24 protein-coding genes are annotated in these 26,842 nt (G+C 69.9%); 14 read left to right on the top strand and 10 right to left on the bottom strand.

Features of this window, described 5'->3' with window-relative positions; all coding sequences use genetic code 11:
* Positions 1-188: 188 nt before the first annotated feature.
* The 7 genes from FHG89_RS16445 (at position 189) to FHG89_RS16415 (ending at position 7,702) form a co-directional block, all read left to right on the top strand.
* Positions 189-2,150 carry a CRTAC1 family protein gene (locus FHG89_RS16445; protein ID WP_139585263.1) on the top strand — a complete coding sequence of 654 codons (1,962 nt, stop codon included), beginning with the start codon at positions 189-191 and terminating at the stop codon, positions 2,148-2,150.
* Positions 2,147-3,199, top strand: a complete 1,053-nt coding sequence (locus FHG89_RS16440; protein ID WP_244295520.1) for an enediyne biosynthesis protein — start codon at positions 2,147-2,149, stop codon at positions 3,197-3,199. Before FHG89_RS16445 ends, FHG89_RS16440 begins: the two co-directional genes overlap by 4 nt.
* On the top strand, positions 3,142-3,996 hold the full coding sequence (locus FHG89_RS16435; RefSeq protein WP_139585262.1) for a 4'-phosphopantetheinyl transferase family protein: 855 nt from the start codon (positions 3,142-3,144) through the stop codon (positions 3,994-3,996). Before FHG89_RS16440 ends, FHG89_RS16435 begins: the two co-directional genes overlap by 58 nt.
* A gap of 195 nt (positions 3,997-4,191) precedes the next feature.
* Positions 4,192-4,638 (top strand): SCP2 sterol-binding domain-containing protein, encoded by a 447-nt coding sequence (locus tag FHG89_RS16430; RefSeq protein WP_139585261.1) that lies wholly within the window; start codon positions 4,192-4,194, stop codon positions 4,636-4,638.
* Between the two features lie 46 nt (positions 4,639-4,684).
* A complete protein-coding gene (locus tag FHG89_RS16425; protein WP_139585306.1) occupies positions 4,685-5,215 on the top strand; it encodes a DUF5987 family protein in 531 nt (176 codons plus the stop codon).
* On the top strand, positions 5,212-6,885 hold the full coding sequence (locus FHG89_RS16420) for a GMC family oxidoreductase N-terminal domain-containing protein (protein WP_139585260.1): 1,674 nt from the start codon (positions 5,212-5,214) through the stop codon (positions 6,883-6,885). The genes FHG89_RS16425 and FHG89_RS16420 overlap by 4 nt, the downstream gene beginning before the upstream one ends.
* Positions 6,886-6,904: 19 nt before the next feature.
* Positions 6,905-7,702, top strand: coding sequence for a TIGR03084 family metal-binding protein (locus FHG89_RS16415; protein WP_139585259.1), 798 nt, complete (start codon positions 6,905-6,907; stop codon positions 7,700-7,702).
* A gap of 149 nt (positions 7,703-7,851) precedes the next feature.
* Here the strand turns inward: FHG89_RS16415 and FHG89_RS16410 are convergent, their stop codons facing one another.
* Positions 7,852-8,649: a helix-turn-helix transcriptional regulator gene (locus FHG89_RS16410; RefSeq protein ID WP_139585258.1), complete on the bottom strand. Its 798-nt coding sequence runs from the start codon at positions 8,647-8,649 to the stop codon at positions 7,852-7,854.
* Positions 8,650-9,021: 372 nt separating this feature from the next.
* Here FHG89_RS16410 and FHG89_RS16405 point away from each other — a divergent pair, with 372 nt between their 5' ends.
* Both FHG89_RS16405 and FHG89_RS16400 read left to right on the top strand, forming a co-directional pair.
* Positions 9,022-9,708, top strand: coding sequence for a DUF899 domain-containing protein (locus FHG89_RS16405; RefSeq protein WP_167517447.1), 687 nt, complete (start codon positions 9,022-9,024; stop codon positions 9,706-9,708).
* Positions 9,709-9,851: 143 nt separating this feature from the next.
* Entirely contained in the window at positions 9,852-11,120 is a 1,269-nt protein-coding gene (locus FHG89_RS16400) for an MFS transporter (protein ID WP_139585256.1), read from the top strand.
* Positions 11,121-11,397: 277 nt separating this feature from the next.
* On the opposite strand, the gene FHG89_RS16395 is transcribed toward FHG89_RS16400, so the two are convergent.
* Positions 11,398-12,237, bottom strand: coding sequence for an alpha/beta fold hydrolase (locus FHG89_RS16395; RefSeq protein WP_139585255.1), 840 nt, complete (start codon positions 12,235-12,237; stop codon positions 11,398-11,400).
* Between the two features lie 364 nt (positions 12,238-12,601).
* On the opposite strand from FHG89_RS16395, the gene FHG89_RS16390 reads away from it, so the two are divergent.
* The 3 genes from FHG89_RS16390 (at position 12,602) to FHG89_RS16380 (ending at position 15,659) form a co-directional block, all read left to right on the top strand.
* Positions 12,602-13,975: an FAD-dependent oxidoreductase gene (locus FHG89_RS16390; RefSeq protein ID WP_139585254.1), complete on the top strand. Its 1,374-nt coding sequence runs from the start codon at positions 12,602-12,604 to the stop codon at positions 13,973-13,975.
* A gap of 15 nt (positions 13,976-13,990) precedes the next feature.
* Complete coding sequence (locus FHG89_RS16385) at positions 13,991-15,151, top strand: epoxide hydrolase family protein (RefSeq protein WP_139585253.1); 1,161 nt, start codon at positions 13,991-13,993, stop codon at positions 15,149-15,151.
* An 82-nt stretch (positions 15,152-15,233) separates the two neighbouring features.
* Positions 15,234-15,659, top strand: coding sequence for an SgcJ/EcaC family oxidoreductase (locus FHG89_RS16380; RefSeq protein ID WP_139585252.1), 426 nt, complete (start codon positions 15,234-15,236; stop codon positions 15,657-15,659).
* 241 nt (positions 15,660-15,900) lie between these two features.
* Here FHG89_RS16380 and dpgB read toward each other — a convergent pair whose 3' ends face one another.
* The 3 genes from dpgB to FHG89_RS16365 all read right to left on the bottom strand — a co-directional run bounded on the left by dpgB (position 15,901) and on the right by FHG89_RS16365 (position 18,677).
* Positions 15,901-16,617, bottom strand: coding sequence for an enoyl-CoA-hydratase DpgB (gene dpgB, locus FHG89_RS16375; RefSeq protein ID WP_208760995.1), 717 nt, complete (start codon positions 16,615-16,617; stop codon positions 15,901-15,903).
* On the bottom strand, positions 16,611-17,774 hold the full coding sequence (dpgA, locus tag FHG89_RS16370) for a 3,5-dihydroxyphenylacetyl-CoA synthase DpgA (protein ID WP_139585251.1): 1,164 nt from the start codon (positions 17,772-17,774) through the stop codon (positions 16,611-16,613). The genes dpgB and dpgA overlap by 7 nt, the downstream gene beginning before the upstream one ends.
* 393 nt (positions 17,775-18,167) lie before the next feature.
* A complete protein-coding gene (locus FHG89_RS16365; RefSeq protein ID WP_139585250.1) occupies positions 18,168-18,677 on the bottom strand; it encodes a pyridoxamine 5'-phosphate oxidase family protein in 510 nt (169 codons plus the stop codon).
* 79 nt (positions 18,678-18,756) lie between these two features.
* On the opposite strand from FHG89_RS16365, the gene FHG89_RS16360 reads away from it, so the two are divergent.
* Complete coding sequence (locus FHG89_RS16360) at positions 18,757-19,281, top strand: winged helix-turn-helix transcriptional regulator (protein ID WP_139585249.1); 525 nt, start codon at positions 18,757-18,759, stop codon at positions 19,279-19,281.
* A gap of 54 nt (positions 19,282-19,335) precedes the next feature.
* On the opposite strand, the gene FHG89_RS16355 is transcribed toward FHG89_RS16360, so the two are convergent.
* The 4 genes from FHG89_RS16355 to FHG89_RS16340 form a co-directional block, all read right to left on the bottom strand.
* Positions 19,336-20,526, bottom strand: a complete 1,191-nt coding sequence (locus FHG89_RS16355; RefSeq protein WP_139585248.1) for a serine hydrolase domain-containing protein — start codon at positions 20,524-20,526, stop codon at positions 19,336-19,338.
* 183 nt (positions 20,527-20,709) lie between these two features.
* Positions 20,710-21,693, bottom strand: coding sequence for an LLM class F420-dependent oxidoreductase (locus FHG89_RS16350; RefSeq protein ID WP_139585247.1), 984 nt, complete (start codon positions 21,691-21,693; stop codon positions 20,710-20,712).
* Between the two features lie 85 nt (positions 21,694-21,778).
* On the bottom strand, positions 21,779-23,143 hold the full coding sequence (locus tag FHG89_RS16345) for a condensation domain-containing protein (protein WP_139585246.1): 1,365 nt from the start codon (positions 23,141-23,143) through the stop codon (positions 21,779-21,781).
* Between the two features lie 51 nt (positions 23,144-23,194).
* A complete protein-coding gene (locus FHG89_RS16340; RefSeq protein WP_139585245.1) occupies positions 23,195-23,521 on the bottom strand; it encodes a phosphopantetheine-binding protein in 327 nt (108 codons plus the stop codon).
* 224 nt (positions 23,522-23,745) lie between these two features.
* Here FHG89_RS16340 and FHG89_RS16335 point away from each other — a divergent pair, with 224 nt between their 5' ends.
* The gene (locus tag FHG89_RS16335; protein WP_167517446.1) at positions 23,746-25,398 is read left to right on the top strand and encodes a condensation domain-containing protein; all 1,653 of its coding nucleotides are present in this window, start codon (positions 23,746-23,748) and stop codon (positions 25,396-25,398) included.
* Between the two features lie 206 nt (positions 25,399-25,604).
* Here FHG89_RS16335 and FHG89_RS16330 read toward each other — a convergent pair whose 3' ends face one another.
* A complete protein-coding gene (locus FHG89_RS16330; RefSeq protein ID WP_139585243.1) occupies positions 25,605-26,840 on the bottom strand; it encodes an acyl-CoA dehydrogenase family protein in 1,236 nt (411 codons plus the stop codon).
* Positions 26,841-26,842 lie beyond the last annotated feature (2 nt).

Here is a 26,842-nt window from a genome sequence, read left to right as displayed (position 1 = left end):
TTCGGGACCGCGGGGACCCGGTTCGGCCATTCCGGTGGCCCGCCGGGTCCTCAACGCGTTCGCAGGCAGGCCATCGCGCATTTCACGAGAAGAACTGCCGCAGCGCAGAACCCACGATTTCCTCGGCAGGAACTGCTGCCGCCGTCCGGCGTCGGCTGACGCCTTCTCCGTCGAGATGAGAGGATCCAATGCGATCGAGCCCAGTCGCGGTGGTCCGCAGACTCGCCCCAGCACTATTCGTCCTCGTCCTGTGCACCACGCTGTTCGTGGTGGCCCAGCGACCCGCGATCTCCGCCGCCGACGAGGCCGCACTGGCCGCGCAGTTCCGGTTCACGGAAATGCCGATCGCGCTGCCGGAGAATCTCCCGCAGAAGTCGGTGCGGGTGGTCAACCCGAGGTACAAGCACATCCGGTCGTGGATCTCGTCGGTCGGCGCCGCCATCTCCATCAACGACCTGGACGGTCGCGGTGTGGCAAACGACCTGTGCCTCGTCGACACGCGATCCGACGCGGCCATCGTCACCCCGGCCCCGGCCGGCGGCGAGAACTACCAGCCGTTCGTGCTGAACCCGGCCCCCCTGCCGATGAACGACGTCATCGCGCCGATGGGCTGCGTCCCGGGCGACTACAACGGTGACGGGTGGACCGACCTGCTGGTCTACTACTGGGGGCGTACCCCCGTGGTGTTCCTGCACCGGGGCCAGCAGGGCCCGCTGAGCCTGGCCAGCTACCAGCCCACCGAACTGATCGCGTCGTCCACCGGCCCCGGCGGCACCTACCAGGGCAAGCAGTGGAACACCAACGCCGTGGCGGTAGCCGACTTCGACGGCGACGGGCACCCCGACCTCGGGGTGTTCAACTACTTCCCGGAAAGCGGTGTGCTGGACCCCCACGGGCAGCCCAACGTCCAGATGAACCACTCCATGTCCCGGGCCACCAACGCCGGTGGCGCGCACATCCTGCGCTGGACCGGGGCGACCGCGACGTCTGTCTCCTTCGAAGAGGAACCGGCCATCGACCCCCGCTTCGCCACCGGCTGGACGCTGGGTGCCAGCTCGGCCGACCTCGACGGCGACCTGCTGCCCGAGCTCTACCTGGCCAACGACTTCGGTCAGGACCGGATGTTCCACAACCGCTCGACCAGGGGTGACATCAGGTTCGAGCTGGTGGAGGGCGAGCGGGACGCGCTCACGCCCAAGTCCCTGGTCGTCGGGCATGACTCGTTCAAGGGCATGTCCATCGAGTTCGGCGACCTGAACGGCAATGGCCAGTTCGACGCCTTCGTCAGCAACATCACCACGTCGTGGGGTCTGGAGGAGAGCAACCTCACCTGGATCAACACCGAGAGCAGCGAAGCCGGTGCCAGGGCGAAGCTGGAGAAGGGCATCGCGCCGTTCCGCAACGAGGCCGCCGACCTCGACATGGCCTGGACCGGCTGGGGCTGGGACTCCAAGATGGCCGACTTCGACAACAGCGGCCACCTGGCCGTCGTACAGGCCTGCGGGTTCGTCAAGGGCACCATCAACCGGTTCAACTGGTTGCAGGAACTGGCCATGAGCAACGACCTGTTGCTGGAGAACCCGGACATGTGGCCCAAGGCCGAGCCGGGTGACGACATCGCCGGGCACGAGCCCATGGCGTTCTGGGTACGCGACGGCGACGACCGCTTCGTCAACATCAGCGCCAAGCTCGGCCTGGCCGTGCCGATCCCGACCCGGGGTGTGGCGGTCGCCGACACCGACGGCGACGGCGGGCAGGAGTTCGCCATCGCCCGTCAGTGGGGTGCGCCGGCCTTCTACCGCAACGAGAGCGCCAACCGCGGTGACTTCGTCGGCCTGCGCCTGCACCGACCGGCCACAGCCGGCGCCGCGGCGGGACCGATCGGCACCCCGGCGTACGGCGCCAAGGTCGTGGTGACCACGGCCGACGGTCGCCGGCAGGTCGCCCAGCTCGACGGCGGTGGCGGCCACTCCGGCAAGCGGAGCTTCGACGTGTTCTTCGGTCTGGGCGACCAGGGCTCGCAGCCCGTGTCGGCCGAGATCAGCTGGCGGGACCTCCAGGGGACCGCCCGGGTGCAGAAGGTTGACCTGGCCGCCGGCTGGCACGACCTGATGCTGACCGACCAGGTCAAGGAGGTAGCAGCGAAATGACGGCGACGGACAGCGTCTCGACAGGTGACGGGCGCGGCCAGAACCACCTATCCAGCACCATCACCCTCCCACCGCCGGCCAGGGACGTGCCGGTGCCCCCGGCGCTGCGGCGCGCGGAGGACAGGCGAGCCGGCCGGCCACCGCGGGTGGACCGCCGGGACCCGCGCTACCTGGCGCTGCGGAACTTCGCCATCTCGATGAGCATCTTCAACATCCTGGGCTACACGGTTCTCGGATTCGAGCAGCCATGGGCCTGGCCGTTCTTCGCCCTGGCCATCGGTCTGGGCCTGGAGATCGTGATCGCGCTGATCGCCGCGTGGGCCACGCGGAGCACACCCGCCTTCGCCGGACACGGCGCATGGGGGTTGTTCACATTCCTGCTACCGGCCTACATCACCACACTCGCGGTCAACATGCTGCTGTACGCGAACGACCGGTTCTGGCCGATCGCCCTCGCCGTGGTGATCGGTGTCGGTCAGAAGGCGGTCCTCGTCGCGCCGATCAAGGGGCGGATGCGGCACTTCATGAATCCGTCGAACTTCGGCATCACCATGGCCCTGGTCCTGTTCTCCTGGGTCAACATCGCCCCGCCGTACCACTTCACCGAGCACGTGCCGGACGTGTTCCGGATCATGATCCCGGTCATCCTGCTGACCGCCGGTACGGTCCTGAACGCCGTCCTGACCAAGAAGGTGCCCCTGATCCTGGGCTGGGTCGGCACGTTCGTCATCCAGGCCCTGGTGCGGCACTGGGTCTGGGACGTCAACCTGTGGGCCGCGCTGGTGCCGATGACCGGTGTGGCGTTCCTTCTCTACACCAACTACATGGTGACCGACCCCGGTACCACCCCGAGCCGGCCGCTTCACCAGTTCATGTTCGGGATGAGCGTGGGTGTCGTGTACGGCGTGCTGATGCAGTTCAACATCGTGTACACCCTGTTCTTCGCGACGACCCTCGTCTGCCTGGGCCGGGGCGCCATGTGGTGGCTGAAGTGGCTGCGGGAGCGTCGCCGCCAGCCGGCGGTCGCCGCGGCGGCACCGGCGAGCTGACGTTGACCATCGGTGTCCCGGGCGGCGACACCGGCGCGGCGGTCCGCACCACGGACTGTTGCGTGTGGTGCATCGACCCGAGAGATGCGCCCGACTGGTGCGAGGAGCTGCTCAGCGAACCGGAACGGGCCCGCGCCGAGTCGTTCCACAACGTCGTGGCACGACGACGGTTCACCTCGGCCACCGCGCTCGTCAAGGTCGCGGTGGCCGGGTGGGCCGGTTGTGATCCCTTCGATGTCAGGCTGCGGCGGGAGTGCCCGGACTGCGGACGGCTGCACGGCCGCCCCGAGGTCGTGGGAGGCACACCGAACGTCTCCCTTTCGCACTCCGGCGACCGGGTCGCGGTCGCGCTGTACGAGCACGGACCGGTCGGGGTGGACGTGGAGCAGGTGAACCCCGACGTGGACATGGACAGCATGCTGGGATTCGTGTTCGGCGAGGCCGAGCGCCGGGTCTTCGACGCCATCGAGGACCCATCGGCCCGACTCCAGGCCTTCTACCACTGCTGGACGCGCAAGGAGTCGGTGCTCAAGGCGACAGGTGACGGGCTGCGGACCCCGATGTCGAACGTGACCGTGGGGGCGTCACACGGACAGGTGCGGCTGACCGGCTTCACCGACCGACCGGAGCTGGTCGAGACGGCACAGATGGTGGACCTGCGGCCCGAACCGGGTTACGTGGGAGCGGTGACGGTGCTGTCGGCCCGGCCCGTACGGGTCTGGGAGCTGGACGGGGCGGACGCGTTCGCCACCGCGGCCGAACTCGTCCGCGACCGTACCCGAATCGCCGTGCGATAGGGCGATCCCCCCGTTCGAGACGGGACACGAGTGCCGGGCGCCCAGGCGTCCGGCACTCGTCTTCGTGCGGACGGCACGGTGGGAGAGGGCCGAGCACGGCCGGCGGTGCCATGGTCGAGGGAACCGCCTCGGTCCCACCGACGCCGATGACAGGCGGTGGAACCCCGTGGCGCACCCCGACAGGAGATTCGACGGATGAGCCCAGTCGACACGAGCCCGCTGCACGACCGGCTCGCGTTTGCCCGACAGGTCAAGGCCGCCTCCACCGGCGAGCTGCTGGCCCTCATGCAGTCACCACGCCGCGCGTCGATCGTGCACGACATCGTCGAGGACCTGCCCGCGGTCTTCCGGGCCGACCGGGCCGGCGACCTCGACGCGGTGGTGCACTGGAAGGTGACCGGGCGCCCCGACGGCGGCACCGACACGCTGGAGCTGGTCATCACGCAGGGAACGCTGACGGCGTCGCTGGAGCCCACACGCCCGGCCCGTCTGACCCTGACCCTCGGTCCGGTCGACTTCCTCAGGATGGTCACCGGCAACGCCAACGCCAGGATCCTGTTCCTGCGCGGCCGCATGAAGGCCCGCGGGGACCTGGGTCTCACCACGCGTTTCCCCAGCCTGTTCGACACGCCGCGGCCGTAAAGGAAGGTACGTGGACAACTTCGACGCCCTGACAGCCGACCAGGTGATGACCCTGGAGGCGTACGCCGACACCATCATTCCCGGTGAGCGGCGTGATCCGAGCGACCGCGCGGTCGCCGGCGCGGCCAGCGGAGGCGGCGCCGTCGCCTCCGGAGCCGTGGACCTGATGCTCTCACCGGAGGGCGGCCTGGCAGGCACCCTGGACAGCCTGGCCGAGGGGCTCAACGAGCACGCCCGCGACTACGGTGCCCGGACCGGTCTCGACCTGGATCCCGCCGTGCCGCCCTTCGTGGCGCTGGCCTTCGCGGACCGGATCGCCCTGGCCCGGGAACTCCTGGCGCCGGGCCACCCGGAGCAGGAGCTGTGGGTCGCGCTGGCCATGTTCAGCGCCATGGCCTGGGACACCGGCGCCCACATGAGTACGACCGACGCCCTGGCCTCGGGCCATCCGGGTTTGACCTCGATGGGGTTCATGCCGCCCGACCCGGACGGCGCCTGGCGCTTCCCCCGATTTTCCTATGGCCGTGCCCTTGCCGCGATCCACCCGCGGACGACCCCGAGAGGAGATCCGCAGTGACAGCCCACGAACGGACCGATGTCCTGGTCATCGGCAGCGGCTTCGGCGGCGCGATTCCCGCGTACCACCTGGCGGCCGGCGGCGCCTCGGTCGTCGTCCTGGAACGCGGCCCGTGGCTGACCGCCGACGAGTTCGAGCACGACTTCAAGTTCGGTTCGTCGTCGACCCGGGTGTTCGAGTTCACCATGGGCGAGGGGATGAACGTGCTGGGCGGCAACTGCGTCGGCGGCGGCAGCGTCGTCTACTTCGCGGCCATGCCCCGCGCCCCGCGCTTCGTGTTCGAACGCGAGGGCAGCATCGGCCGGCGGATGTGGCCGAAGTCCATCACCAGGGACACGCTGGAGCCCTGGTACGACCGGGTGGCGCAGGCCCTGCCCATCACCCAGAGCAAGTGGGAAGACGTCACGTACGCCGGCGGCGTGTTCGCCGCGGCCTGTGACCACGCCGGTCGTACGGCCAATCCGGTCGCGGCGGCGATCGACACCGACCTGTGCACCAACTGCAACTGGATGATGTCCGGCTGCAAGTTCGACGCCAAGCGGTCGCTACTGCTCAACTACCTGCCGGCGGCGGTCGACCACGGCGCCCAGATCCGGCCCCTGCACGAGGTGCAGCGCATCGAGCGGTCCGCCGACGGTGACTTCCTGGTCCGCTACACAGTGGTCGACCCGGTCGACTACCGGGTGCAGGTCGACGAGGGTGTGATCGAGGCCAAACTCGTGGTGGTCGCGGCCGGCGCCGCGGCGACCCCGGTCATCCTGCAGCGGTCCGAGGAGACCCTCGGGGCGATGCCACCCGCTGTCGGGCGCTACTTCTCCGGCAACGGCGAGCGGCTCAACACGGCCATCCTCAACGAGGACCGGGTCCGTGACGTCCTGGGACTCGATCGGGGCGACGGCCTGGCGTACGCGGCCAACCAGATCGGCCGGGGGCCGTCCGCCGCCAGCTGGGACCGCCTCGACGGCTCGCTGCCCGAGTTCAGCCGCTACTCGCTGGAGCAGCTGTACTTCCCGCCCGGGTTCGGCACCATCCTCGCGCAGGCGCCCGACGCCCAGGGACCGAGCTGGTTCGGGTTGGACAAGAAGGAGATCCTGCGGCGCTGGCAGTCGTGGCTGACGATCTTCATCATGTCGGAGGACGACAACGAAGGCGTCTTCGGTCCTCCTCCGGAGACCGGCAACGCCGACCGCATCTCCATGCAGATGCTCAGCCGGGGCAACCTGCGGTACGAGCCGACCGCCAACACCCGCAACGGGTGGGCTCTGGCCGACGCGGACATCCGCGACATCCTGGAGCGCGACGGTCTCGCCCGGGTGATGCCCTGGACCAACGAGGTCATCGGGGCGTACACCGTGCATCCGCTGGCGTCGTGCCGGATGGGCGACGACCCGGAGACCTCGGCCCTGGACGACACGAACGAGTTGCGCGACCACCCGGGGATCTTCGTGACCGACGGCTCGGCCGTGCCCGGGGCGTTGACTGTCAATCCCGCGTTCACCATCGCCGCGATCGCCGAGCGCGCCGTGCCCCACATCGTCCGGGCCGCCCAGTCCCGTGGCGTCGACGTCCGGTATCTCGGGTCGCTGCCGCCGGGGGAGCGGGTCAGCCGGCGGACACCGGTGGCGGTGAACGGCCGTGACGGCCAGCCCGTGTCAGTCCCTTCGGTTTAGGTGAACATCAGGAGGATCCATGTCGAACCAGACGAGTGTCTACGATGACCTGATCGCCGACGGCGACGACGTCGAGGCCCTGGTGACCGGGCTGAGCCCGGCTCAGTGGTCCACGGACACGCCGGCGCCGGGCTGGACGGTCAAGCACCAGATCGCCCACCTGACCTTCGTGTCCCACCTGGCCGCCCTGTCGGCGACCCAGCCGGACGCCTTCGCCGAGCACGTGGCCGACGCCAAGCGTGACTTCCAGGCTGCGGTGGACAACGCCCTGACCGCGTACATGGAGCTGCCCACCGACGCGCTCGTGGACAGGTGGCGGCAGGAACGCAACACGGCCGCCAAGGCGCTGGCCGCAGTCGATCCGACGGGCACCGTCCCGTGGCTGGTCACCCCGTTGCCGCCGTCGGTGCTGGCCGCGGCCGGCATGATGGAGCTGTTCGGCCACGGGCAGGACATCGCCGACGCGCTCGGGCGTACCCGTGAGCTGACCGACCGGATCGGCCACCTGGCCTGGTTCGGCTTCCGTACCCGCGACTTCGGCTACCACGCGCACGGGTTGACGCCGCCGACGCAGGAGTTCCGGGTCGAGTTGACCGGTCCCTCGGGTGTGGTCTGGGAGTTCGGGCCGCCGGACGCGACCCAGCGGGTGACCGGCCCGGCCGTCGACTTCGCCCTGCTGGTCAGCCGCCGTCGACACCGCGACGACCTGTCCCTGACCGCGCAGGGCGAGGAGGCCGACCGCTGGCTCGACGTCGCCCAGGCCTACCGGGGCCCGGCCGGGCCGGGACGCCGTCCCGGTCAGTTCGCCAAGCGGTAGGTACACCGAGGTCCGCCTCCGCGGGCGCCCCGAGGGCGCCCGCGGAGGCGGACCTTTCTGTGTATCCGGGCGTCGCCGGGGTGGTGGGGCCCTTCGCGCGGCGACGGGAACCGGCGCGCGTCGCGCGACCGGTCCCGACGCGCGTCGCGCTACCTGCCTCGGGGTGCCAGTTCGGCGGTACGGCCCGCCTCGGCCCGAACGGCACGGCCCGGACGGTGAGCCTCCAGGTCGGGAATCGCGTAGAGGATGGGCAGGTCCGTCGTCCGCTTCGGCCGCAACGCGATGCCGACCATGCTTGTGGACCTGTCCGTCACGGTGACCGGATCGACGTCGCCCAGGAGCAGCGAGCGCCGGGTCCAGGGCTCCGGGTCGACGCTGTCCGCCGTCGCCACAGCCCGGACGAACCACTGCCCGGGGGAGACGTCGGGCAGGCAGTAGCGTGCCTTCGTGCCGGCCTCGGCCTCGACGACGGTCCAGGCCGCCGGCCGCCGCTGGATGATCGGGGTGTCGAACGCGCCGATGTAGACCCGGGCCGTGGCATACCCGGCCGGCAGGGTGACGGTGCCGGTGATGGTGCCCGACTCGGGCAGTGCCCGATCCTCGGGCTGGGGTGTCCCACGGATGCCCTCGGTCCACATTCGTCTGAACCGGCTGGGTGAGGTTCCCACGCTGTCGGTGAAGTGGTTCGTGAACGACCCCAGGCTGTTGAAGCCGACCGCCAGGGAGATGTCCGTGACGCTCATCGAGGTGGTGGCGAGCAGGCGTTTGGCCTGGTAGATGCGGACCGCCGACAGGTACCTCCCGGGGGAGACCCGGGTGGCGGCGCGGAACACGCGGGAGAAGTGGAACCTGCTGAGGATTGCGCTCCTCGCGATCTCGTCGAGCGACAGCGGCTCGCTGTAGCCCTCCCAGATGCGCGCGATGGCGGATTTGATGGCACTGTTCATGAGGGGCCTCCGTGAGCGGAGCAACACGATCCGTCATCACTCTGCACGGGTGACCTCGAGAGCCGGTCGGGCTCGGATGGGGCCGTGGTCGAGGCCGGCTGAGGCCCGCGCCGAGAGCCCGACCCAATCCGTCGCTGGCTCTACTGTGGACGGACGGGTCGTGATCCGGCATGCTGTGAGGCCCTGCACACCGGCCGACGTCCTGCCCACCCGGCGCCCGGAACGGGCCCCCCAACCCCCTGACACCCGACGGGTCCACGGCTGCTCCCGTGGACTCGGGGGCATCGGCAGACCGACCCCGAAGCGACGATGTGGGCGGGCAGTCGAGGTTCGGCGCCTCTGAGGGCGCCGTCGACCGAAGAGGAGATGCTCATGGTGTTGCCGCAGGTGGTCTCCCGCGATCAGTGGCTGACGGCCCGTAGGGAGCTTCTCGCCACGGAGCAACAGCTCGCCCCGCGGCATGCCGCGCTGGTCGCCGCTCGCCGTCGGCTGCCGATGGTACGGATCGAGAAGGACTACGTCTTCCAGGGCGCGCGCGGGCCGGTGAGCCTGCCGGAGCTGTTCGAGGGCTGTCGCCAGCTGATCGTCTTCCACCTCATGTTCGACCCGACCTGGGACGACGCGTGCCCGAGCTGCTCGGCCTTCTCGGGTCGGCTCCACCCGGGGGTGCTCGCGGCCGTGCGGGCGAGCGACACCGCGTTCGTCGCCGTGTCCCGGGCCTCGCTGGCCAAGCTGCGGGCCAGCAGGGAATGGAGGCGGTTGCCCTTCCCGTGGTACTCGTCGTTCGGCAGCGACTTCAACTACGACTTCCACGTCACGCTCGACGAGCGCGTCGCCCCGGTGATGTACAACTTCGAGTCCAAGGAGGAGATCCTGGCCGCCGGCACGCCCATCGAGCTGGTCGTGAGCGAGACGCCTGTCGAGATCGTCGGCCTGAGCTGCTTCATCCAGGACAACGGGAACATCTTCCACACCTACTCCGTCTACGACCGCGGCGTCGAGGAGCTCAGCCAGGCCGACAGCCTGCTCGGGCTGACCGCCCTCGGCGGCCGGGTGTAGCCGGCCGCCGACCAGCTAGCCCGCGATCGTCTGCGGGTCGCGTGCTCGGTCTCCACACCGTCGGGCAATCCGGGAGATGTGACCGGCAGGCCGGATCCGAGATCGTGCTGCCAGCGACCGACACAGAGATCGGAGGCGGAGCCATGCCGCGATGGAATCCAGTTCGCGTAGTCAGCTCCCTTTTTCCCACCGAGCCGGGCCCCAGGCGCTCGTACGCGCTGGCCACGCTCATCACCACATTCGGAAGTGGGCTGCTGCTGGGAAGTCTGCCGTTGTACTTCACCCGAATCGTCGACCTGCCCGCCGCGCAGGTCGGGGTCGGTCTGACCGCCGCGGCTCTGGTCACCCTGGTGACGGGTCTCATGGTCGGTGAGATGGCCGACCGGCGTGGCCCGCTCGAAGTGGTCAAGGCGGTGCTGCTGCTGGACGCCGCCGCGATGTTCGCCTTCCTCTTCATCAACAACTTCGTCACGTTCCTCCTCGCCGCCACCGTGCACGCGGTGGCGTCGAGTGCGGTCGCGACGGCCGAGGGAGCGTTGCTGCGACGGGTGGCCGGCGACGAGGCGGCCGGCTACCGATCCTCGATCCACGCCATCACGAATCTGGGCCTGTCGCTCGGCCTGATCCCCGGCGGTATCGCGATCCAGCTCGGCACGGCGACCGCGTTCAAGACGCTCATCGTCCTCGACGTGATCAGCTTCCTGGTCGCCTGGGCGGTGCTCACCAGGCTGCCGAGTTACCCGCCCCTTCCGAAGCCGGCCACCGGGCCGCGCTGGATCGCGTTGCGTGATCGTCCGTACGTCTCGTTCGCGGTGCTCGCGGCTGCCATCCACCCGCAGTTCTACGTCCTCACGCTGCTGCTTCCGCTGTGGGTGGTCGAGGAGACGAACGCGCCGCGCTGGGCCATCCCGCTGTCCCTGGTGATCAACACGATTCTGATCATCATGCTCCAGGTCCGTCTCGGCGGTGAGGTGAAGACTCTCCGCCAGGGCGGCAACGCGTGGCGACGCGCCGGCGTGTTCTTCCTGTTCAGCAGCTCGCTGCTGGGCCTCGCGGCGGGGCTGCCCAGCTGGGCGGCGCTGCTGATGGTGGTCGCGGCCGTCGCCGTGCACACCTTCGGCGAGATCATGCACACGTCCGGCGGGTTCGCCCTCGGCATGGGCCTGCCCCCGGCCCACGCGCAGGGGCAGTACGACGGCGTCGGCGGGATCATCGGCGGCATGGGGTCCGTGATGGCTCCGGCGCTGCTCCTCGGTGTGGTCCTGGGCCTTGGCCTGCCCGGTCTGCTCGCACTCGGCGTGTTCTTCCTCCTGCCGGCCCTGCTGATGCCGGCCGTGGCGCGCTGGGGTGAGCGGACCAGGCCGGACGCGGCCGAACTCGTCGAGGCGAAGCCCGCCGGCGCGGTGAGCTGATCGAGACGGTTCTGGCCGGTGCTTCGCGAGGAGCACCGGCCAGGACGCGGATGGGAGCAGGGCCGGCCGGACCGACGGATCGGTCCGGCCGGCCCTGCCGTGACGGGGTGCAGGGGAGCGGCGCCGGCGCGACAGGTACGTGCGCGGACTGGTTCCATCCGTCACCTGCGCGCGTTCTCAGCCGACGGTGACGGTGGCCAACCGACCCTGGGGCGCCCGTCCAGCAGCCGATCGACGACCGCGGCGGGGCGCCCCCTGCGAGCGACGGGGCCTGCGGCTAGGCGGTGTGGCCGGTGACGCGGGACGGGCTGGGCGCCGCGGTCCGGAGAGTCGGCACGATGTGCGTGGCGACAAGTTCGGCCAGCTCCGGCGTGACCGTACCGACCGGCTGCGACGGCAGCTCGCGTACCAGGTAGGCATCCTCGGTCCGGCCGGGCACGGTGACGGTCGAGGGGGAGTCGGACAGCACCGTCACGGCCGCCTGTCCGGCGGCGAGCCCGATCTGCGTGTCGTTCCGCCCGGCCAGCAGGAAGGCCAGCCACGCGCGGTACCACACGATCAGGTCGGTGAACGCCCCCGCCGAGCCGCTGAGGCCCCGGCTGACCGCCAGGGCCGTCACCTCGTCGAGGAGGGTGCGTTCCATCCCCGCCATGACGAGGGCAGGATCTGCCGTCAGATCCGGGGGCGCCGGGGTGGCCGGGCCGAACTTGCCCAGGAACTCGGTGAACTTCGCGGTCACATCGGCGTCGCCGGGCCACGTCGGGTTCACCAGGACGGCGGTGACCGGACGGGTGGCCGCCAACAGGCCCGCGACACGCAGTGCCAGAGGCGCGGCGCTGCAGTGCCCGACGACGTGCACATGGCCGTGGTCCGCGCCGGCGGTCAGGAACTCGTCCACGCAGGCCGCGGCGAGATCCGGCAACGGAACGTACAGGCGGTCCTCGGACAGCACGCCGATCGGATCGATCTGGAAGACGGCGCGGCCCTGGATCCGTTCGCTGAGCATCTCGCTCATGCGCGGTGACATGGACATCGCCTGGAAGTCGGCCACCAGGATCGGATCGGCGTCTCCGGGGCTCAGCCGCCGGAGGATTGGTTCGTCGCCCGAATGCGTCATGCCGCTCCCTAAAGCGCTCGTGCCGCCCGATGCGGCCCGTGGCCTCGCCGACCGGGGTTGGCCGCGACCCGGGAGGGTCACGGCCAACCATGATCGACTCGGTCGACCGTCGTCCCTCACCATCCTTCGCGCACCGGCGCGCGGCTCCTTATCGGACGGTGCCCAGTCGGAATCCGGTACCCGGCGGCGTCGTGACCTGGTCCCGTAGCACGGTGGAAGGTGTCCGGCCCGCCGCCATCCTCGATGCTGGCTCTGGTTCTGCCGGGGCCCATGCGGCGAAGAAGGGCCTTCGCCTGCCCGATACGGCGGCCGCCGGTACGCGAGGGCGCACGTTTCTTGGCCCACAGGGGAGGAAGAGATCGCGATGCCTGATCAGCTCGGTAACCGGGCGGTGGTACTTGGTGGCAGCCTCGCCGGCCTGCTCGCCGCCGACGTACTCGCCGACGTCTACGCGGAAGTGCTCGTGGTGGATCGTGACGAGCTGGCGGGGGTGGCTGGCCACCGGCGCGGCGTCCCGCACGGCCGCCACGCCCACGGTCTGGTCGCCCGCGGCCAGCAGATCCTCGAGAAGCGGTTCCCCGGCCTCATGACGGACCTGGAGGACGCCGGCGTCCAGCCCGGCGACTTCAGCGGCGACATCCGCTGGTACTTCAACGGCATGCGACTCCGGCCGGCACAGACGGGCCTGCTGTCGGTGCCGTGCACCCGGCCCGTCATCGAGCGGCTGATACGCGATCGGGTGGAGGAGCTGCGCAATGTGCGGTTCCTCGAGCAGCACGACATCGTCGGGCTGGAGACGACCCCCGACGCGAGTCGGGTCACGGGCGTGCGGGTGCAGCCCCGCGACGGGAGTTCCGGCCCGGAGATCCTGCCCGCCGACCTGGTGGTGGACACCACCGGCCGGGGGTCACGGACGCCGGCCTGGCTGGAGGAGCTGGGTTATGCCCGGCCGGCCGAGGACCGGGTGAAGGTCGACCTGGCCTACACCACCCGCCACTACCGGGTGCCTCGCGACCCCTTCGGCAGCGACATCGCGATCATGGCGGCGGCGACCCCCTCGCATCCGCGCGGCGCCTTCTACTACCGGCTCCCTGGGGGAGACGGCCGTGTCGAGCTGTCCCTCACGGGCGTGCTCGGCGACCACCCGCCGACCGACCCCGAGGGCTTCCTCGAGTTCGTCAGGTCTCTGCCCGTTCCGGAGATCTACGAGTCGATCCGTGAGGCCGAGCCGATCGACGACCCGGTGATGTTCCGTTTCCCGGCGAGCGTGCGCCGCCGCTACGAGCGGCTGACCCGCTTCCCGGAGGGCCTGCTGGTCATGGGCGACGCGGTGTGCAGCTTCAACCCTGTGTACGCGCAGGGCATGGCTGTCGCCGCCATCGAGTCGCGGGTGCTGGCCGACCAGCTCAGTAGGTCCCCCGTACCGCCGGCGCGGGAGTTCTTCCAGGCGATCTCGCGCCAGATCGACTCGCCCTGGGACTTCGCGGCGGTCGCGGACCTCGGCTACGCCGGAGTGGAGGGCCGACGAACCCCCCGGGTACGCATGATCAATAGCTACGTCGCCCGGCTCCAGCGGGCCGCGGTCCACGACGAGAGCCTCACCAACGCCCTCATGAGGGTCGCCGGCCTCGTCGACGAGCCGACCGCTCTCCTTCGTCCCGGCCGGGTTCTTCGGACGCTGCGGCATGCCGGGCGCCGGTCCCCGGCCCCGGCGCCGCTCGCAGTGGCCCGCGACTAGTTCAGGAGGTGCAGGATGCGCTCATTCCGTATCGAGATTCCGCAGTCCGAGCTCGACGATCTGAAACAGCGGATCGCCAGCACCCGCTGGCCGGACGAGATTCCGGGCGTCGGCTGGGACCGTGGCGTGCCGCTGGGATACCTCAGGGAGCTGGCCGACCACTGGCGAAGTGCCTACGACTGGCGGGCCGCCGAGGCACGCCTGAACGAGTACCCGCAGTACGTGACCGAGATCGACGGCACGAACGTGCACTTCATGCACATCAGGTCACCTGAGCCCGACGCGCTGCCGCTCATCATGACCCACGGCTGGCCGGGCACCGTTGCGGAGTTCCTGGAGGTCATCGAGCCGTTGACCGACCCCGTCAAGCACGGCGGCGAGCCGTCCGACGCGTTCCACCTGGTCATCCCGTCGATCCCCGGGTACGCGTTCTCCGGCCCCACCGGACAGGTCGGCTGGGACACCGGTCGGGTGGCCGACGCGTGGAAGGAGCTGATGCGCGGCCTCGGCTACGACCGGTACGCGGTTCAGGGCGGCGACTGGGGTATGCCGATCTCGCTGCGGCTCGGCCTGGCCGACCCCGAGCACGTCGTCGGCATCCACCTCAACATGTGCGTGACCTTCCCGCCGCCCGACCCGGCGGCGATGGCCGGCCTGGACCAGGCGGACCTGGCCCGGCTGGAGTTCACCGCCCGGTTCATGCAGGACGGCACCGGCTGGCAGCGGATCCAGTCGACCCGTCCGCAGACGCTGTCGTACGCGCTGACCGACTCGCCGGTGGGGCAGCTCGCCTGGATCGCCGAAAAGTACAAGGAATGGACGGACTCGGCGAAGGTGCCCGAGGACGCGGTGAGCCGCGACCACATCCTCACCGCCGTGTCGATCTACTGGCTGACGGCGACCGCCGGGTCCAGCGCCCAGCTGTACTACGAGTCCAGCCACATGGACGCCGACTTCGCCAGAACCTGGGCCGGGCCGTGGCCGCTGGAGATGCCGGTGGGCGTCGCGTCGTTCCCCAAGGACGCGGTGCGGCCGGTACGCCGGTTCGCCGAGCAGATCATGCCTACCCTCACCCACTGGACCGAGTTCGACCGTGGCGGCCACTTCCCGGCCCTGGAGCAGCCACAGCTGCTGGTCGGCGACATCCGCACGTTCGCCCGGTCCCTTCCACGCTGACCGCGCCGGCGCCCGGGTCGCCTGCCCGCGTCTTCACCCGATCAGAGCAGTGCCCAATTCGGTACGACGAAAGCGAGGAACCATGACGACCAATCCCTCTCCGGTCGCCGCGCCGTCCATCTCCGGCGCCGAGCAGGCCGAGATCGCCGCCGTACCCGCGCGGATGGTCGCGGCCTGGGCCGCGCACGACGCCGACGCCTTCGCCGACCTGTTCACCCAGGACGGAACGCTGATCCTTCCCGGCGTGTACAAGAAGGGCCGCGACGAGATCCGGGAATTCATGTCGGCCAGCTACGCCGGCCCCTACGAGGGTACGCGGGTCACCGGTACCCCGATCGACCTCAAGCCGCTCGCGGACGGCGCCGTGGCGCTGCTGACCACGGGCGGTGTGATCGCGTCGGGCGAGACCGAACTGGCGGACCGGGACGCCATCCGGGCGTCCTGGATCCTGGTCCGGCGCGACGACCGGTGGCAGCTGGCGGTCTACCAGAACTGTCCGCGCGACTGAGCTGTCCGACTGTCACCACGGGCGACCGATGCTCACCGGAGCATCGGTCGCCCGTCGCGTGACCGGTGGGTTGGCCCCGCGGGCGCGGACGGCCCGGCCCGGAACAGCGTTCTGCCGCCCCGGGCCGGGCCGTCGTCTCCTCGGAGTGTCATGAAGATGGGGGAGTCGGACCGTCGCCGCCAGCGAGCGACGATCCGACTCCCCCGTACCCGCCCCTCCCCTGAGGCGGGAACCGGTTCCGCTACGGCGCCGTGGCAGCCGACCGCCGCAGCGCCCTGTCGCAGGCCGCGAGGTGGCGGCCCAGGGCATCCTCGAAACTGGTGGTGGCGGCGTCGAACATCAGTTGCCGGCGCACGGCCAGCTCTCTGCCGGAGAGACCGCTCACCATCTCGACCGCCTCGGTCAGGGCCGTGGCCGGGTCGTCGGTCAGCTCGTCGACGATGCCCAGGTCGACGCTCTCGGACGCGTCCAGGTGGGCGCCGAAGAGGATCGCCCGGCGCAGACGGGGCCCACTGGACTGCTGTGCGAGTCGAAAGAGCGCCATGCCCGGCCAGGTGGCCTCCCCGTCGACGAGCAGGGACAGCCGGATGTCGGGGGTGGCGATGCGGTAGTCGGTCGCCAGCAGGACGTCCAGGGCGAGGCCCCCGCAGTCGCCGGAGGCGACCGCGACGGTCGTGACGTTCAGGCGTTCCAGCCGGCGTAGTGCCCGCTCCCACTTGCTGACCAGTGCGACGTCCAGGCCGTGTGTCCAGTCCTTGCCGGGCGTACCGGTCACCCGCACCGGCAGCACGGTCGTGGTCCGGTCCGACTCGGCGGCCGCGCAGGCGGCCTCCACCGCGGCCACGGACTCCCGGCTCAAGGGTTGTGAGCCATCGATGCGAAGCTCGACATCACCTCGCGCGCCGGCGGCGGCGTACAGGCCGCCCCGGCCGGTCCGGACGGTTTCCGCGCTCACCACTGGATCAACGCTGTCTCGATCGTGGAACCAGGACCCATGGTCATCAGCACTCCATAATCGCCCGGGACGGTTACTCTCTCCTGCTGGAGCCGCTCGTACGAGAAGAGGAACGAGCCGCTTGACACGTTGCCGTAGTCGCGAAGGACACCTGTGGTGTGTCGGACCTCGTGGCGGTTCAGTCCCAGGTTGACCATCACCGCGTCGATGACCTTCTTGCCGCCGGCGTGCACGATCCAGTGCGCGATGTCGCTCCGCAGCAGTCCGGTGTTCGCCAGCAGACGGTCGGCGACGATCTCCGCGTGCGCCCCGACCACGTACGGGATCTGCGGGTCGAGGAAGAAGCTGAACCGGTTCTGGTCGCTGTCCCAGTCGTAGCGCATGGCGCCGATGGCGTCCGGGATGATGCAACTGGCGAATTTGAGGATGCGCGGATGGCCGGAGGCGCCCGACGAACTGCCGACCGGACGACCGACCACGGCCACCGCGGCGGCGCCGTCGCCGAACAGACTGTTCACGACCGCCGTGCGCATGGTCGAGTCCAGGACGTACGCGGCGGAACAGGCCTCGGCGCACAACACCACGGCGAGCTCGCCCGGGTTGGCGACGGACCAGCTCGACACCACGTTCAGGGCGTTGAGCCCCGCGTTGCATCCCATCCCCACGATGTCGCTCCGGCTGCAGTGCCGGTCGATGCCCAGCTCACGGATGAGCAGGGCACTGAGCCCCGGCGTGAGAAACCCGGTCGACGTCACGCAGCACAGGTGCCGGATGTCGGCAACCGTCGCGCCGGCGTCGTCCAGGCACGCCTGCAGGGCGCGCATCCCCATGTCCACGGCCAGCCGCTTGTGCCGATCGAGCAGGTCGGCCTGCGTCTCCGGGGACGGGGTGCCGTCCTGGGCCGGAAGCGGCAGGTCGAGGAAACGGCGGCCGATCGCGCTGTTGAGGAAGACCGAGCGGATCTTCGGGTCGGAGATCGCGAAGGTGTCCAGCAGGTCCTGCTGCGAGAAGGACGTGGAGGACGAGGCCGTGCCCACCCCAACTATCGTGGAGTCGTAGGGGTTGGGTGGAAGAACGGGAAACTCCGCTACGAGTGTCCGGTCCTCCGGCCCCTGGGTATTGGCGATGTCAACGGTCACGCGCAGATCTTCCTTCCGCATCTCAGCCACCTTGGCACGGTTGGCCAAAGCCGCATTGTGCTCGTACTCCGACAATGCATTCCGGGACGCGGACGCTGCATCTTGGAGATTGCCGGGCACCGGCTCGAGGTCGGCGGACACCTGGCCTGATGTCGGGTCAGACCAGGTGCGGCGGCGGGGCTGTCGCCCCGAGGTCCGCGGCCGTGCAGACGGCGGACTCCGTGCGGAAGAGATGCCGCTGACAACGCTCAGCGGCAGGCGGAATGCCGAATCCGAGGGACGCGGCGCCTCACGAGAACAGGAATGGTTGACGTGCCATTCGCGGAAATCTGCGGGCGGTCCGTGCCGGACGACCCGAACGGGTCGCCCACGGGGCCGCCGCCCGGCACCGGAGTACCGGGCCGCGGACCGGCGTCAGAGGCGGTAGTTGGTCTGACTGAACGGGTCGCCCTTCGTATGGCCGAACGCCTTGCGCGGCGTCACCTCGAAGACCGCGACCTCGCCGCCGGCCGACTTCGAGAAAACGACCCCGTCGTGGACGTCGAGCTGCCAACGGCCGTCCCAGCAACCGCTGTAGAGCTCGGCGATGCGCCGCAGCAACGCGTCGTCCGTGACCGGCGCGGCCGTCCCCTCGACGGACACGTCCAGGCCGCGCTCCCACTCCGTGTCGCCGGCAAGCACGAGCACGCGGGGATTGGCCTGGATGTTGGCGTACTTCACCTCGGTGCTGCCGGTGTGGAAGTAGACCTTGTCGTCGTGGACCACCGGCACCATCGGGGTCGCGTGTGGACGGCCGTCCGGACGCACCGTCACCACCCAGGCGAGCCCCGCGGCGGCGAGCCTCGCCACCGCGTCGGCCCACGGGACAAGCTCGGCGCCGTCGTCGCTGTAGCGCCAGTCGATGCGTTCGCTCGTCGGCTCCATCAGCCCTCCGCAACTGATTGCAGAACAAAAGTGGTCGAGAGACGTTAACACGCCCGATTGCGAAGTACCGTCAGCGACGATGACTGACGTACGAGATTCCGTGTACCGGTCGGGCTGCCCGATCAACCTGGCCGTCGAGGCGGTTTGCGACCGCTGGTCGCTCGTGGTGCTCCGCGATGTGATGTTCGGCGACCGGCACTACTTCCGCGAGCTGTTGGCGGGGTCGCGCGAGGGGATCGCCTCCAACATCCTCGCCGACCGCCTGCGGCGGCTCGTCGACAACGGACTGCTGTGGCGGGCGGACGACCCGACCCACCGGCAGAAGATCCGCTACAGCCTCACCGAGGCGGGCGTGCAGCTCGTGCCGGTGATGGCGGCGCTCGGCTCGTGGGGCCGGCGACACATGCCCGCCAGCCACGAGCTCTCGGCCCGCGTCGAACTGCTCGAGCGGGGCGGACCGGAGCTGTGGGACCGGTTCATGGACGAGCTGCGCGAGCAGCACCTGGGCGTCCCGCGTGAGCCGGGGACACCGTCGGTCTTCGCCGAGCTGCGGGCGACGTACGCGGCAGCGGCCGCGGAGGCCGGGCTCGGGCAGACCGGCTGAGGTGGGTGTCCGGACGGCGTCACGCCGTCCGGGCATTCCGAGCCGGGTGCCGGCTCAGTCGTCGATCGCCTGGTAGGCGGTGGTCCAGAAGTCGTTCCACATCGGCAGGGTCTGGTCGCCCATGTGCGCCCGCTGCATCATGACGAGCGCCGTCATGTCCTCGGCGGGATCGTTGTACCAGGCCGTGCCGTAGAAGCCGGGCCAGCCGTAACTGCCCACCGAGGGGCCGACGCGCGTGCGCCGGGTGATGACGGACATCCCGAAACCCCAGCCCATGCTGTCGAAATACCCGGGCCAGAAGCCGGAGATCGCCTTCTGCTCGGGCGTCAGCTGGTCGGTGGTCATCAGGGCCACCGACGCCCGCGAAAGCACCCGCTCGCCATGGTGGGTGCCGCCGGCGAGCAGAGCGGACGCGAAGGCCAGGAAGTCGTCGGCGGTCGAGACGAGCCCGCCGCCGCCGCTCTCGAACGTCGCCGGCCGGCTGAACGGGCCGTCCGGCAGGTCCTCGACGACCGCCTCGCCCGAGGGGGTGCTGTCCCGGTCGTACGCCGTCGAGAACCGGTCGAGGCAGTCGGCGTTCACACTGAAGCCGGTGTCCTTCATCCCGAGCGGATCGCAGAGCCGTTCGCGCAGGGCCTCGCCGAAGGACTTGCCGGTGGCCCGGGCGATGAGGGCGCCCGTCGCGTCGGCGGCGGTGTGATACATCCAGCGCTCACCGGGCTGATGGACCAGGGGCAGCGCGCCCAGGCGGCGCACCCACTCGTCGAGGTGCGGCCGGCCGATCGAGTCCAGGGCGTCGGCGATCGGGGCCGTGTCCTGCTCGGCGATCACGATGCCGGTGCCCATCGTGAAGGTCAGCATGTCCCGCAGCGTTATCGGACGGGCAGCGGGATCGGTCTCGTCCAGGGGCCGGGTCGGATCGCCGAGCACCCGCATGTCCGCCAGTTCCGGCAGCAGGTCGTCCACCGGGTCGTCCAGGCGCAGCGTGCAGTCCTCGACAAGCGTCATCGCGCACGCCGCGACGATCGGCTTCGACATGGACCCCAGACGGACGATAGTGTCGCCCGCCATCGGGACCCCCGAGCCCGCGCCCTGGAACGCGAGAGTGCCCCTGGCCTCGACATGCACCTCGCCCCGGCGGGCCAGGACCATCATCAGGCCAGGAACGAAACCGGAGTCGACGTGTCGCTCGAGCAGGTCCCGTACCCGGACCAGTCGCTTCGCCGAAAATCCGCCAGCCGACATCCGCCGCTCCCTCACCTCGTCGATCGAAGACCCAGTCCGCCGTTCGACCTCACGGTTCCACATCAGCGACGAACCAGAGCGGCATCGATGATAACCGTTGCAGCGGAAATCTTCAGCCGCGCGGCGCGGTGTGCCGCACAGGAGCAATGAGCGGGTGGGGTCGCCGGTGCTCCGGTCGCGGGGTTATCTCGTGAGTTCCGGAATCACCTTGTCGGCGAACAGATCGATGCTCGACCGGTCGTACGCCGCGTCGACGAATCTGGCGTTCACGTACCCGACGCCCATCCGTCCCGCCTTGGTCAACTGCTCGACGATTTGTTCGGGCGTACCGATCAGACCCTCGCTCCAGTAACGCAGGAGAGACTCGAGTTCCGCCGCCGGCAGCACCGGGGCGTACTGGGCTCGGGTCCACGCCAACTTCTCGGCGACCTCCTTCTCGGTCTCACCGATCGTCACGTTGAGGATGACCGACCGGACGATGGCGTCGAAGTCGGTACCCACCTGCCGGCAGTGCTCGGCCAGGACCTGGGACTTGTGGGTGAAACCGTCAAGTGACGCCCCGAAGTTCGTGTACTGCGCGTACTTCGCCGCGATCCGCAGCGTCTTCTTCTCGCCGCCGCCCCCGACCCACAGCGGGATGCCGCCCTCCTGAAGGGGCAGCGGCCGGCTGATCGCACCGTCGACCTGGTAGTGCTTGCCGATCAGCGTGGCCCTGCCTGTCGTCCACAGCTGCCGCATGATCTGCACGCCCTCGTCGAGCATTCCCAGCCGGTCGCCGGTGCTGGGAAAGCCGTAGCCGTAACTGCGCCACTCGTGCTCGTTCCAGCCGGCGCCGACGCCCACGTCCAGTCGGCCGCCGGACATGACGTCGACGCAGGCCGCCACCTTGGCCAGGTACGCCGGATTGCGGTAGCCCATGCACGTGCAGAGCTGCCCGAGGCGTACCCGTGAGGTGCAGGCGGCGAACGCCGCCATCATCGACCACGCCTCGAACGCCGACTCCTCGGACGGGGGATCACTGACGAAGTGGTCGAACACCCAGATCGAATCGAACGGACCTGCGTCTGCGGCCTGGGCGAGACCGCGGAGTATGTCCCACTGCTCGGCCGGCGGTATGCCGACGAGGTCGAAGTCGGCACCCTGGGGGATGAACATACCGAATCGCATGGTCGGGATGCTATTGGTCACGATGGATGTCCTCTTCTCGGGTGGTGTTTCGCCGTCCGCGGGAGGTGTCGCCGTCCTGAGTGCGTTACACCAGGCCCGGTGACGCGCCGGGGGAGGAGCTGAAGGCGCGGGCTATCTCGCCGAACTCCGCCGCCATCGAAGCGATCGTGTCCGGGCGAAAGAGGTTCCGCTTGTAGGTGACGGCACCGATGCCGACGCCGGACGGATCCCGGTTCACGTCCCACAGCGCCCCGTCCGGCACCGCGGACGACAACTCCTGCGACCTCACCAGACGGGTGATCCGGACGAATCTCAGGTCACCCGGCGCGTCCACGACCGGATTCGTGGGCACGCTCTCGAGCACCATCGCCGTCGTGTTGTCGGTCATCGCGGAGTCCATCAGCTGCGGCGCCTCGGCGAAGATCTGCATGGTCGGGATGTCGTGGGAGAAGGCCTCGAGGCAGGTGCGCCGGGTCCGCCGGAGCACATCCTCGTACGACGCGCACCCGGTGAGGTCCGTGCGCAGTGGCACGAAGTTGTAGAGCGAACCGACGGTCTCGTCGAAGAGCCCCCCGCCACGGCCCGGCGTGAAGGTCGCCATCACCACGTCCGTGACGCCGGTGAGCCGATGCACGAGCAACTGGTAGATCGCGGCCATGGCCATGAAGCGCGTGGTCCGGTTCGACCTGGCGACGCGGTCGATTGACGACATCACGTCGGCCGGGATGAGAAAGCGGTGCCGAGCCGTCGTCTCGGGCAGGCCGGACGAGCGCGGCAGGTCGGTGGCGACAGCCGTGTACTGGGCGCCGTCCAGGTGGCGGCGCCAGTAGTCGCGGGCCACGACCGAGGTGGCGGCCTCGCGCTCCCAGGCGCCGTACTCGCGGTACTGCGGGGCGGCCGGCAGCTCCGGCACGCTGTGCCCGGTCCGGGCGGCGTAGCGGTTGGCCAGGTCCCGCATGATCACCGCCAGGGACTGCCCGTCGACGCTGAGGTGATGTCCCATCAGGACCAGGACCGCGTCCCGGTCGTCGAACCTGGCCAGGACGACGCGCACGAACGGCGCCTCGTACGCGCTGATCGTCTCCGTCTCGATCTCGTGCAGCAGCGTCTCGGCCAGCTCCGCGCGCGAGGCCTCGGGGGTGGGCGGGAAATCGCGGACGTCCACCCGGGCCGGGCTCGGCGGCAGGATCTCCTGGTACCGATCGTCCGGTGGCCCGGCGATTCGCGTCCGGAGCGCCTCGTGTCGGGCCACCACGTCGGCCAGCGCGTCGCGCAGCACATCCGGGTCGACCGGCCCACCGGTGACGCGCCACCCGCCGACCGCGAAATTGCGACAACCGAACGGGCCGTCGTCGCCACCCCCGTCGAAGAGGCTGTTGAACTCCTGATTCAGCGACAACGGGGCCACTCCGGCCGCCGCGGCCCGACCCTCGGCGTCGGTTGTCGTCACGCCTGCCTCCTGCTGGTCACGATGTGATGCGAGGTCACAGTCCGGTACCGCTCAACTCTCGATGTGCTGGTTCAGTTCGGCGACGGTCGGGAAGTCGAACAACTCGTCGATCGACAGGTCCAGCCCGAGCGCCTTGTTGATGAGGTTGACCAGCCGGATGCCGTTGAGTGACTGGCCGCCCAGGTCGAAGAAGTTGTCGTCCAGTCCCACCCGGGTCACGCCGAGGGCCTCCGCGAACAGCGCGCACAGGGTCTCCTGTCGCGGCGTGTCGGGTGCCCGGTAGGCCGCCGGGTTGGCGAACACCGGTTCGGGCAGCTCCGCGTCCGGTGCCTGGGCGACCTGCGCGGCGAGCTGTTCCCGGGTGGAGTTGGAACCCATGCCTGTTCCCCATTCGAGCCCGGAGCGGAATGTCCTTCGCGGAATCCACCGTGGCACCGGGGCCTCGCGGATGCCTCTCGGCTGTTGCGCCGACCCGTTCGGTGGCCGACAGGAGCGGCGGCGGGGAGCAACCCGTGAGGTGCGATCCCGAAGAAGTCCGGGCAATCCTCAGCTTCTGGCCAATCCTGTTTGCCAGCCCTTCCCATCCCCTCCGAGGAGTGGAAATGACGCAGCAAGAGGCCCTGGAGACCTCCCCCACCGCTCCGTCGCCCGATATCGGCGCCGACGAGAGCCCACAAGGCGAGACGGAGGTCATGGTCGAGCGCATCTTCGCCGAGATGCTCGACGTTCCCGGCTTGCCGCGCACGGCTTCCGTCTTCGACCTCGGACTCGACTCGGTGTGGGTGACTGTTGCCTGTGCCCGGCTGGAGCAGATCACCGGCGTGCGGGTCAGGTTCACCCAGATCTTCCGGACCCCCACGGTCGCCCAGCTCGCCGCCTGGATCGACGAAGCCCGGGCCAAGGCGGGAAACGAGCAGGGCCGCCCCGCCAAGCCCTCCGGCGGCGAGGGTGACGAACTCGTGGCGATCACGCCGATGCAGGCCGAGACGGTCCCGCAGAAGATCACGGTCGAGCTGGCCTGGTGGTTCGACGGCGAGATCGACGACGTGGCTCTGGAACGCGCGGCGAACGACGTCCATCGCCGGCACCAGGCGCTGCACGCCCGGTACCTCAGCGGGCCGGAGCTCGGCCTGGCCGAGGTACCGGCCGACCCGGGACAGGTCGAGTTCCAGCGACTGGGCGAGGAGGACACCGACAAGGCCGCCGCCGAGACGCTCCGGCGCGCGCTCTGGGTGCCCCTGCGGGTCGACGAGGGCAGGGTGTGGCGGTGTGTGCTCGTCCGCAGCGGGCAGAGCGGACGCCTCCTGTTCGGGCTCGCCGTGGACCACGCGGGGTTCGACGGCCGTTCCGCGGAGATCGTGACCACCGAGCTGTCGGTCGCGTACGCGGCGCGGGTGGCCGGCAAGGAGCCGCAGTGGCCGATCCGTACAGCGTCGCTCGCCGAGATGGCCTGCGACTTCCGACACCAGCTCGCGTCGGCGAACATCGAGGCGCAGCGGCAGTACTGGCGCGACGAGCTCCGCGACCTCCCGGCCTGTGAGCTGCCCGGACGCAGCGACGGATCGACCGAGAAGCCACCGATGCCGGAGGGCTCGCGATATTCGGCGCCGGGTCCGGCCGCGCTGCGCAGCTTCCTGGTGCCGCAGTCGCAGCTGCAGAGCTGGAACGACTACGCCCGGGCCAAGGGGATGCCGCCCTCGGTGGGTATCGCGGCCGTCTACGTGGAGACCCTGGTCCGCGCGGGTGGGTTGCCGGACTTCGCGGTCATGGTCCCGATCGCGAACAACTCCGGTGAGGTGATCGACGGAACCGTCACCAACCGGGTCGGCAACATTCTGCTGCGGCCGAACGGACCGTCCCACTCCGGTCCGCACATCCTGGCGCGAATGCGCGAGACGTACCAGCGGGCGATGGCCGCGCGGGACGTTCTCGTCGTACCGAAGGAGATGGGAGCTGTGCTCGGCGGCCCGGAGGGTCTGATTCACATGGACCGGATGGTGGCGCTGAACTACACCTCGACGCCCAGCATCAGCCTGGGCGGCGTCTCCGGGTCGTTCCTGAACGAGGGCGCCGGGCTCGCCGGCATGAGCTTCTTCGCCGTCATGCTCATCGTGGCGCCGGTCCCCGAGGGCCTGGAAATCGTCTTCCAGGTGCGGACCGACATGCACGACGCCGAGCTCGCCGACCGCATCCAGCAGTGCTTCCTCGACATCATCAGCGACGGGCCCGATCGGCTCGAGCTGGCGGCGTCGTGACGGATGAGACGATCGGGGCCGTACCGGCCCGACTGTGAGATCACCGCCCGGCGGGGAAGTCCCCGCCGGGCGGTGCCGTCTCACGCCCTGGGCGGTCACGCGGGAAAACGGGGACGTCGCGCGCTGGTGGCGAAGGCCGACACACGAGGACCCCGTCGCCGGTGGGTGACCGGCAACGGGGTCCAGGGCGCCCACGGCGCCGGTGGTCAGTGCACAAGCGTCCTGGCGAGTTGGCGCATGGCGATCGTGGGCAGCAGGACCGAGAGACCAGCGTGGGTACGCAGCGTGGACATATCCCGCCACACCCGCTCCAGGCGCTCACCGTGCCGGACCGCACTCGAACCGGCCGTCGGCATGATGTAGCCGCCCACCGCATCCCAGCACAGTTTGGCCACGTGCCGGCAGATGGCCGAGAGGCGCAGGTCCACCTCCCTGGTCACCGCCGCCGGCCCTCGGACGGTCGCGTCATGCCACTGCTGGACCGCGTTCAGCAGTGCGGCCTCGGCGGTGCCGATCATCCCGACGGCGTCGCCGTACCAGAGCTGGTAGTCCGGGTCCTGGTAGCGGGGGACCATCGGCGGTACCAGAGTCGTCCGGACGCGAAGCAGATCCTCGTACGCGTCGAGCGCTCCCCGGGCCATGCCGACCGCCATGGAGCAGTTGATGAAGTTGATGAAGGTGAGCAGCGCGCCACCGTACTCCGGGTTGCCGTGCAGCGTCCGCCCCGGCGTGCCGGACGTCGCGTCGTACTCGGCGATCTGCACACCGGGCTGCGCCAGGTGGTCCGGGATGTGCCCGTTCTCCATCCTGATGCTGTGCGAGCCGCTGCCCCGCAGGCCCAGTTGCTGGCCCCAGTCGTCCAGCCGCACCCACTGGCTGCGCGGCGCGACGAACAGCAGCGGCGCCGGCGGGTGCCCCTCCCGCGCCGGCATCAGCGCATGGCCCATGAAGTGGGTGGCGTAGGGCGCGCCGGAGGAGTACGACCAGGTGCCGTCGACCGTCCAGCCCCCGCCCTCAGCGGGTACCGCGGACCCGCTGGGGACGGAGGTGCTGGGACAGATGAAGTCGCCGCCACCGAAGATCTCCGCCTGCGCCCGCTCGTCGAACAACGTGGCGGCCATCAGCGCGTGCGCGGCCCCGAGGCTGTACATCCAGCCGGTCGACGAGCAGCCGCGCACCAGGGTCATGGACACCCGCAGGAACGTCTCGATCCCGAACTCGTACCCGCCGTAGCGGCGGGGCACCAGGATCCGGTAGAAGCCGTTGCGCGCGAAGCGTTCGTGGATGTCCTCGGCGTAGAAGCCGCGTTCCTCCGCCTCGGCCTGGCGTTCGATGAGCTCGGGGATCATCGCCTCCGCTCTCGCCACCACCTGGTCCGCGGTGAGGCCGGGTTCGGGCGGGGCGGGAAGGTCGAGTTCTGCGGTGTCCGTGTTCGCGGTCATTG

Source organism: Micromonospora orduensis (assembly GCF_006228125.1).
Classification (GTDB): Bacteria; Actinomycetota; Actinomycetes; order Mycobacteriales; family Micromonosporaceae; genus Micromonospora; species Micromonospora orduensis.
This window is presented reverse-complemented; position numbering and strand designations above follow the sequence as displayed.

Coding starts and splice junctions, on each gene's coding strand:
- FHG89_RS16445 (WP_139585263.1), top strand. CDS start 189: ATGCGATCGAGCCCAGTCGCGGTGGTCCGCAGACTCGCCCCAGCACTA.
- FHG89_RS16440 (WP_244295520.1), top strand. CDS start 2,147: ATGACGGCGACGGACAGCGTCTCGACAGGTGACGGGCGCGGCCAGAAC.
- FHG89_RS16430 (WP_139585261.1), top strand. CDS start 4,192: ATGAGCCCAGTCGACACGAGCCCGCTGCACGACCGGCTCGCGTTTGCC.
- FHG89_RS16425 (WP_139585306.1), top strand. CDS start 4,685: ATGACCCTGGAGGCGTACGCCGACACCATCATTCCCGGTGAGCGGCGT.
- FHG89_RS16415 (WP_139585259.1), top strand. CDS start 6,905: ATGTCGAACCAGACGAGTGTCTACGATGACCTGATCGCCGACGGCGAC.
- FHG89_RS16410 (WP_139585258.1), bottom strand. CDS start 8,649: ATGAACAGTGCCATCAAATCCGCCATCGCGCGCATCTGGGAGGGCTAC.
- FHG89_RS16405 (WP_167517447.1), top strand. CDS start 9,022: ATGGTGTTGCCGCAGGTGGTCTCCCGCGATCAGTGGCTGACGGCCCGT.
- FHG89_RS16400 (WP_139585256.1), top strand. CDS start 9,852: ATGCCGCGATGGAATCCAGTTCGCGTAGTCAGCTCCCTTTTTCCCACC.
- FHG89_RS16395 (WP_139585255.1), bottom strand. CDS start 12,237: ATGACGCATTCGGGCGACGAACCAATCCTCCGGCGGCTGAGCCCCGGA.
- FHG89_RS16390 (WP_139585254.1), top strand. CDS start 12,602: ATGCCTGATCAGCTCGGTAACCGGGCGGTGGTACTTGGTGGCAGCCTC.
- FHG89_RS16385 (WP_139585253.1), top strand. CDS start 13,991: ATGCGCTCATTCCGTATCGAGATTCCGCAGTCCGAGCTCGACGATCTG.
- FHG89_RS16380 (WP_139585252.1), top strand. CDS start 15,234: ATGACGACCAATCCCTCTCCGGTCGCCGCGCCGTCCATCTCCGGCGCC.
- dpgA (WP_139585251.1), bottom strand. CDS start 17,774: ATGCGGAAGGAAGATCTGCGCGTGACCGTTGACATCGCCAATACCCAG.
- FHG89_RS16365 (WP_139585250.1), bottom strand. CDS start 18,677: ATGGAGCCGACGAGCGAACGCATCGACTGGCGCTACAGCGACGACGGC.
- FHG89_RS16360 (WP_139585249.1), top strand. CDS start 18,757: ATGACTGACGTACGAGATTCCGTGTACCGGTCGGGCTGCCCGATCAAC.
- FHG89_RS16355 (WP_139585248.1), bottom strand. CDS start 20,526: ATGTCGGCTGGCGGATTTTCGGCGAAGCGACTGGTCCGGGTACGGGAC.
- FHG89_RS16350 (WP_139585247.1), bottom strand. CDS start 21,693: ATGCGATTCGGTATGTTCATCCCCCAGGGTGCCGACTTCGACCTCGTC.
- FHG89_RS16340 (WP_139585245.1), bottom strand. CDS start 23,521: ATGGGTTCCAACTCCACCCGGGAACAGCTCGCCGCGCAGGTCGCCCAG.
- FHG89_RS16335 (WP_167517446.1), top strand. CDS start 23,746: ATGACGCAGCAAGAGGCCCTGGAGACCTCCCCCACCGCTCCGTCGCCC.
- FHG89_RS16330 (WP_139585243.1), bottom strand. CDS start 26,840: ATGACCGCGAACACGGACACCGCAGAACTCGACCTTCCCGCCCCGCCC.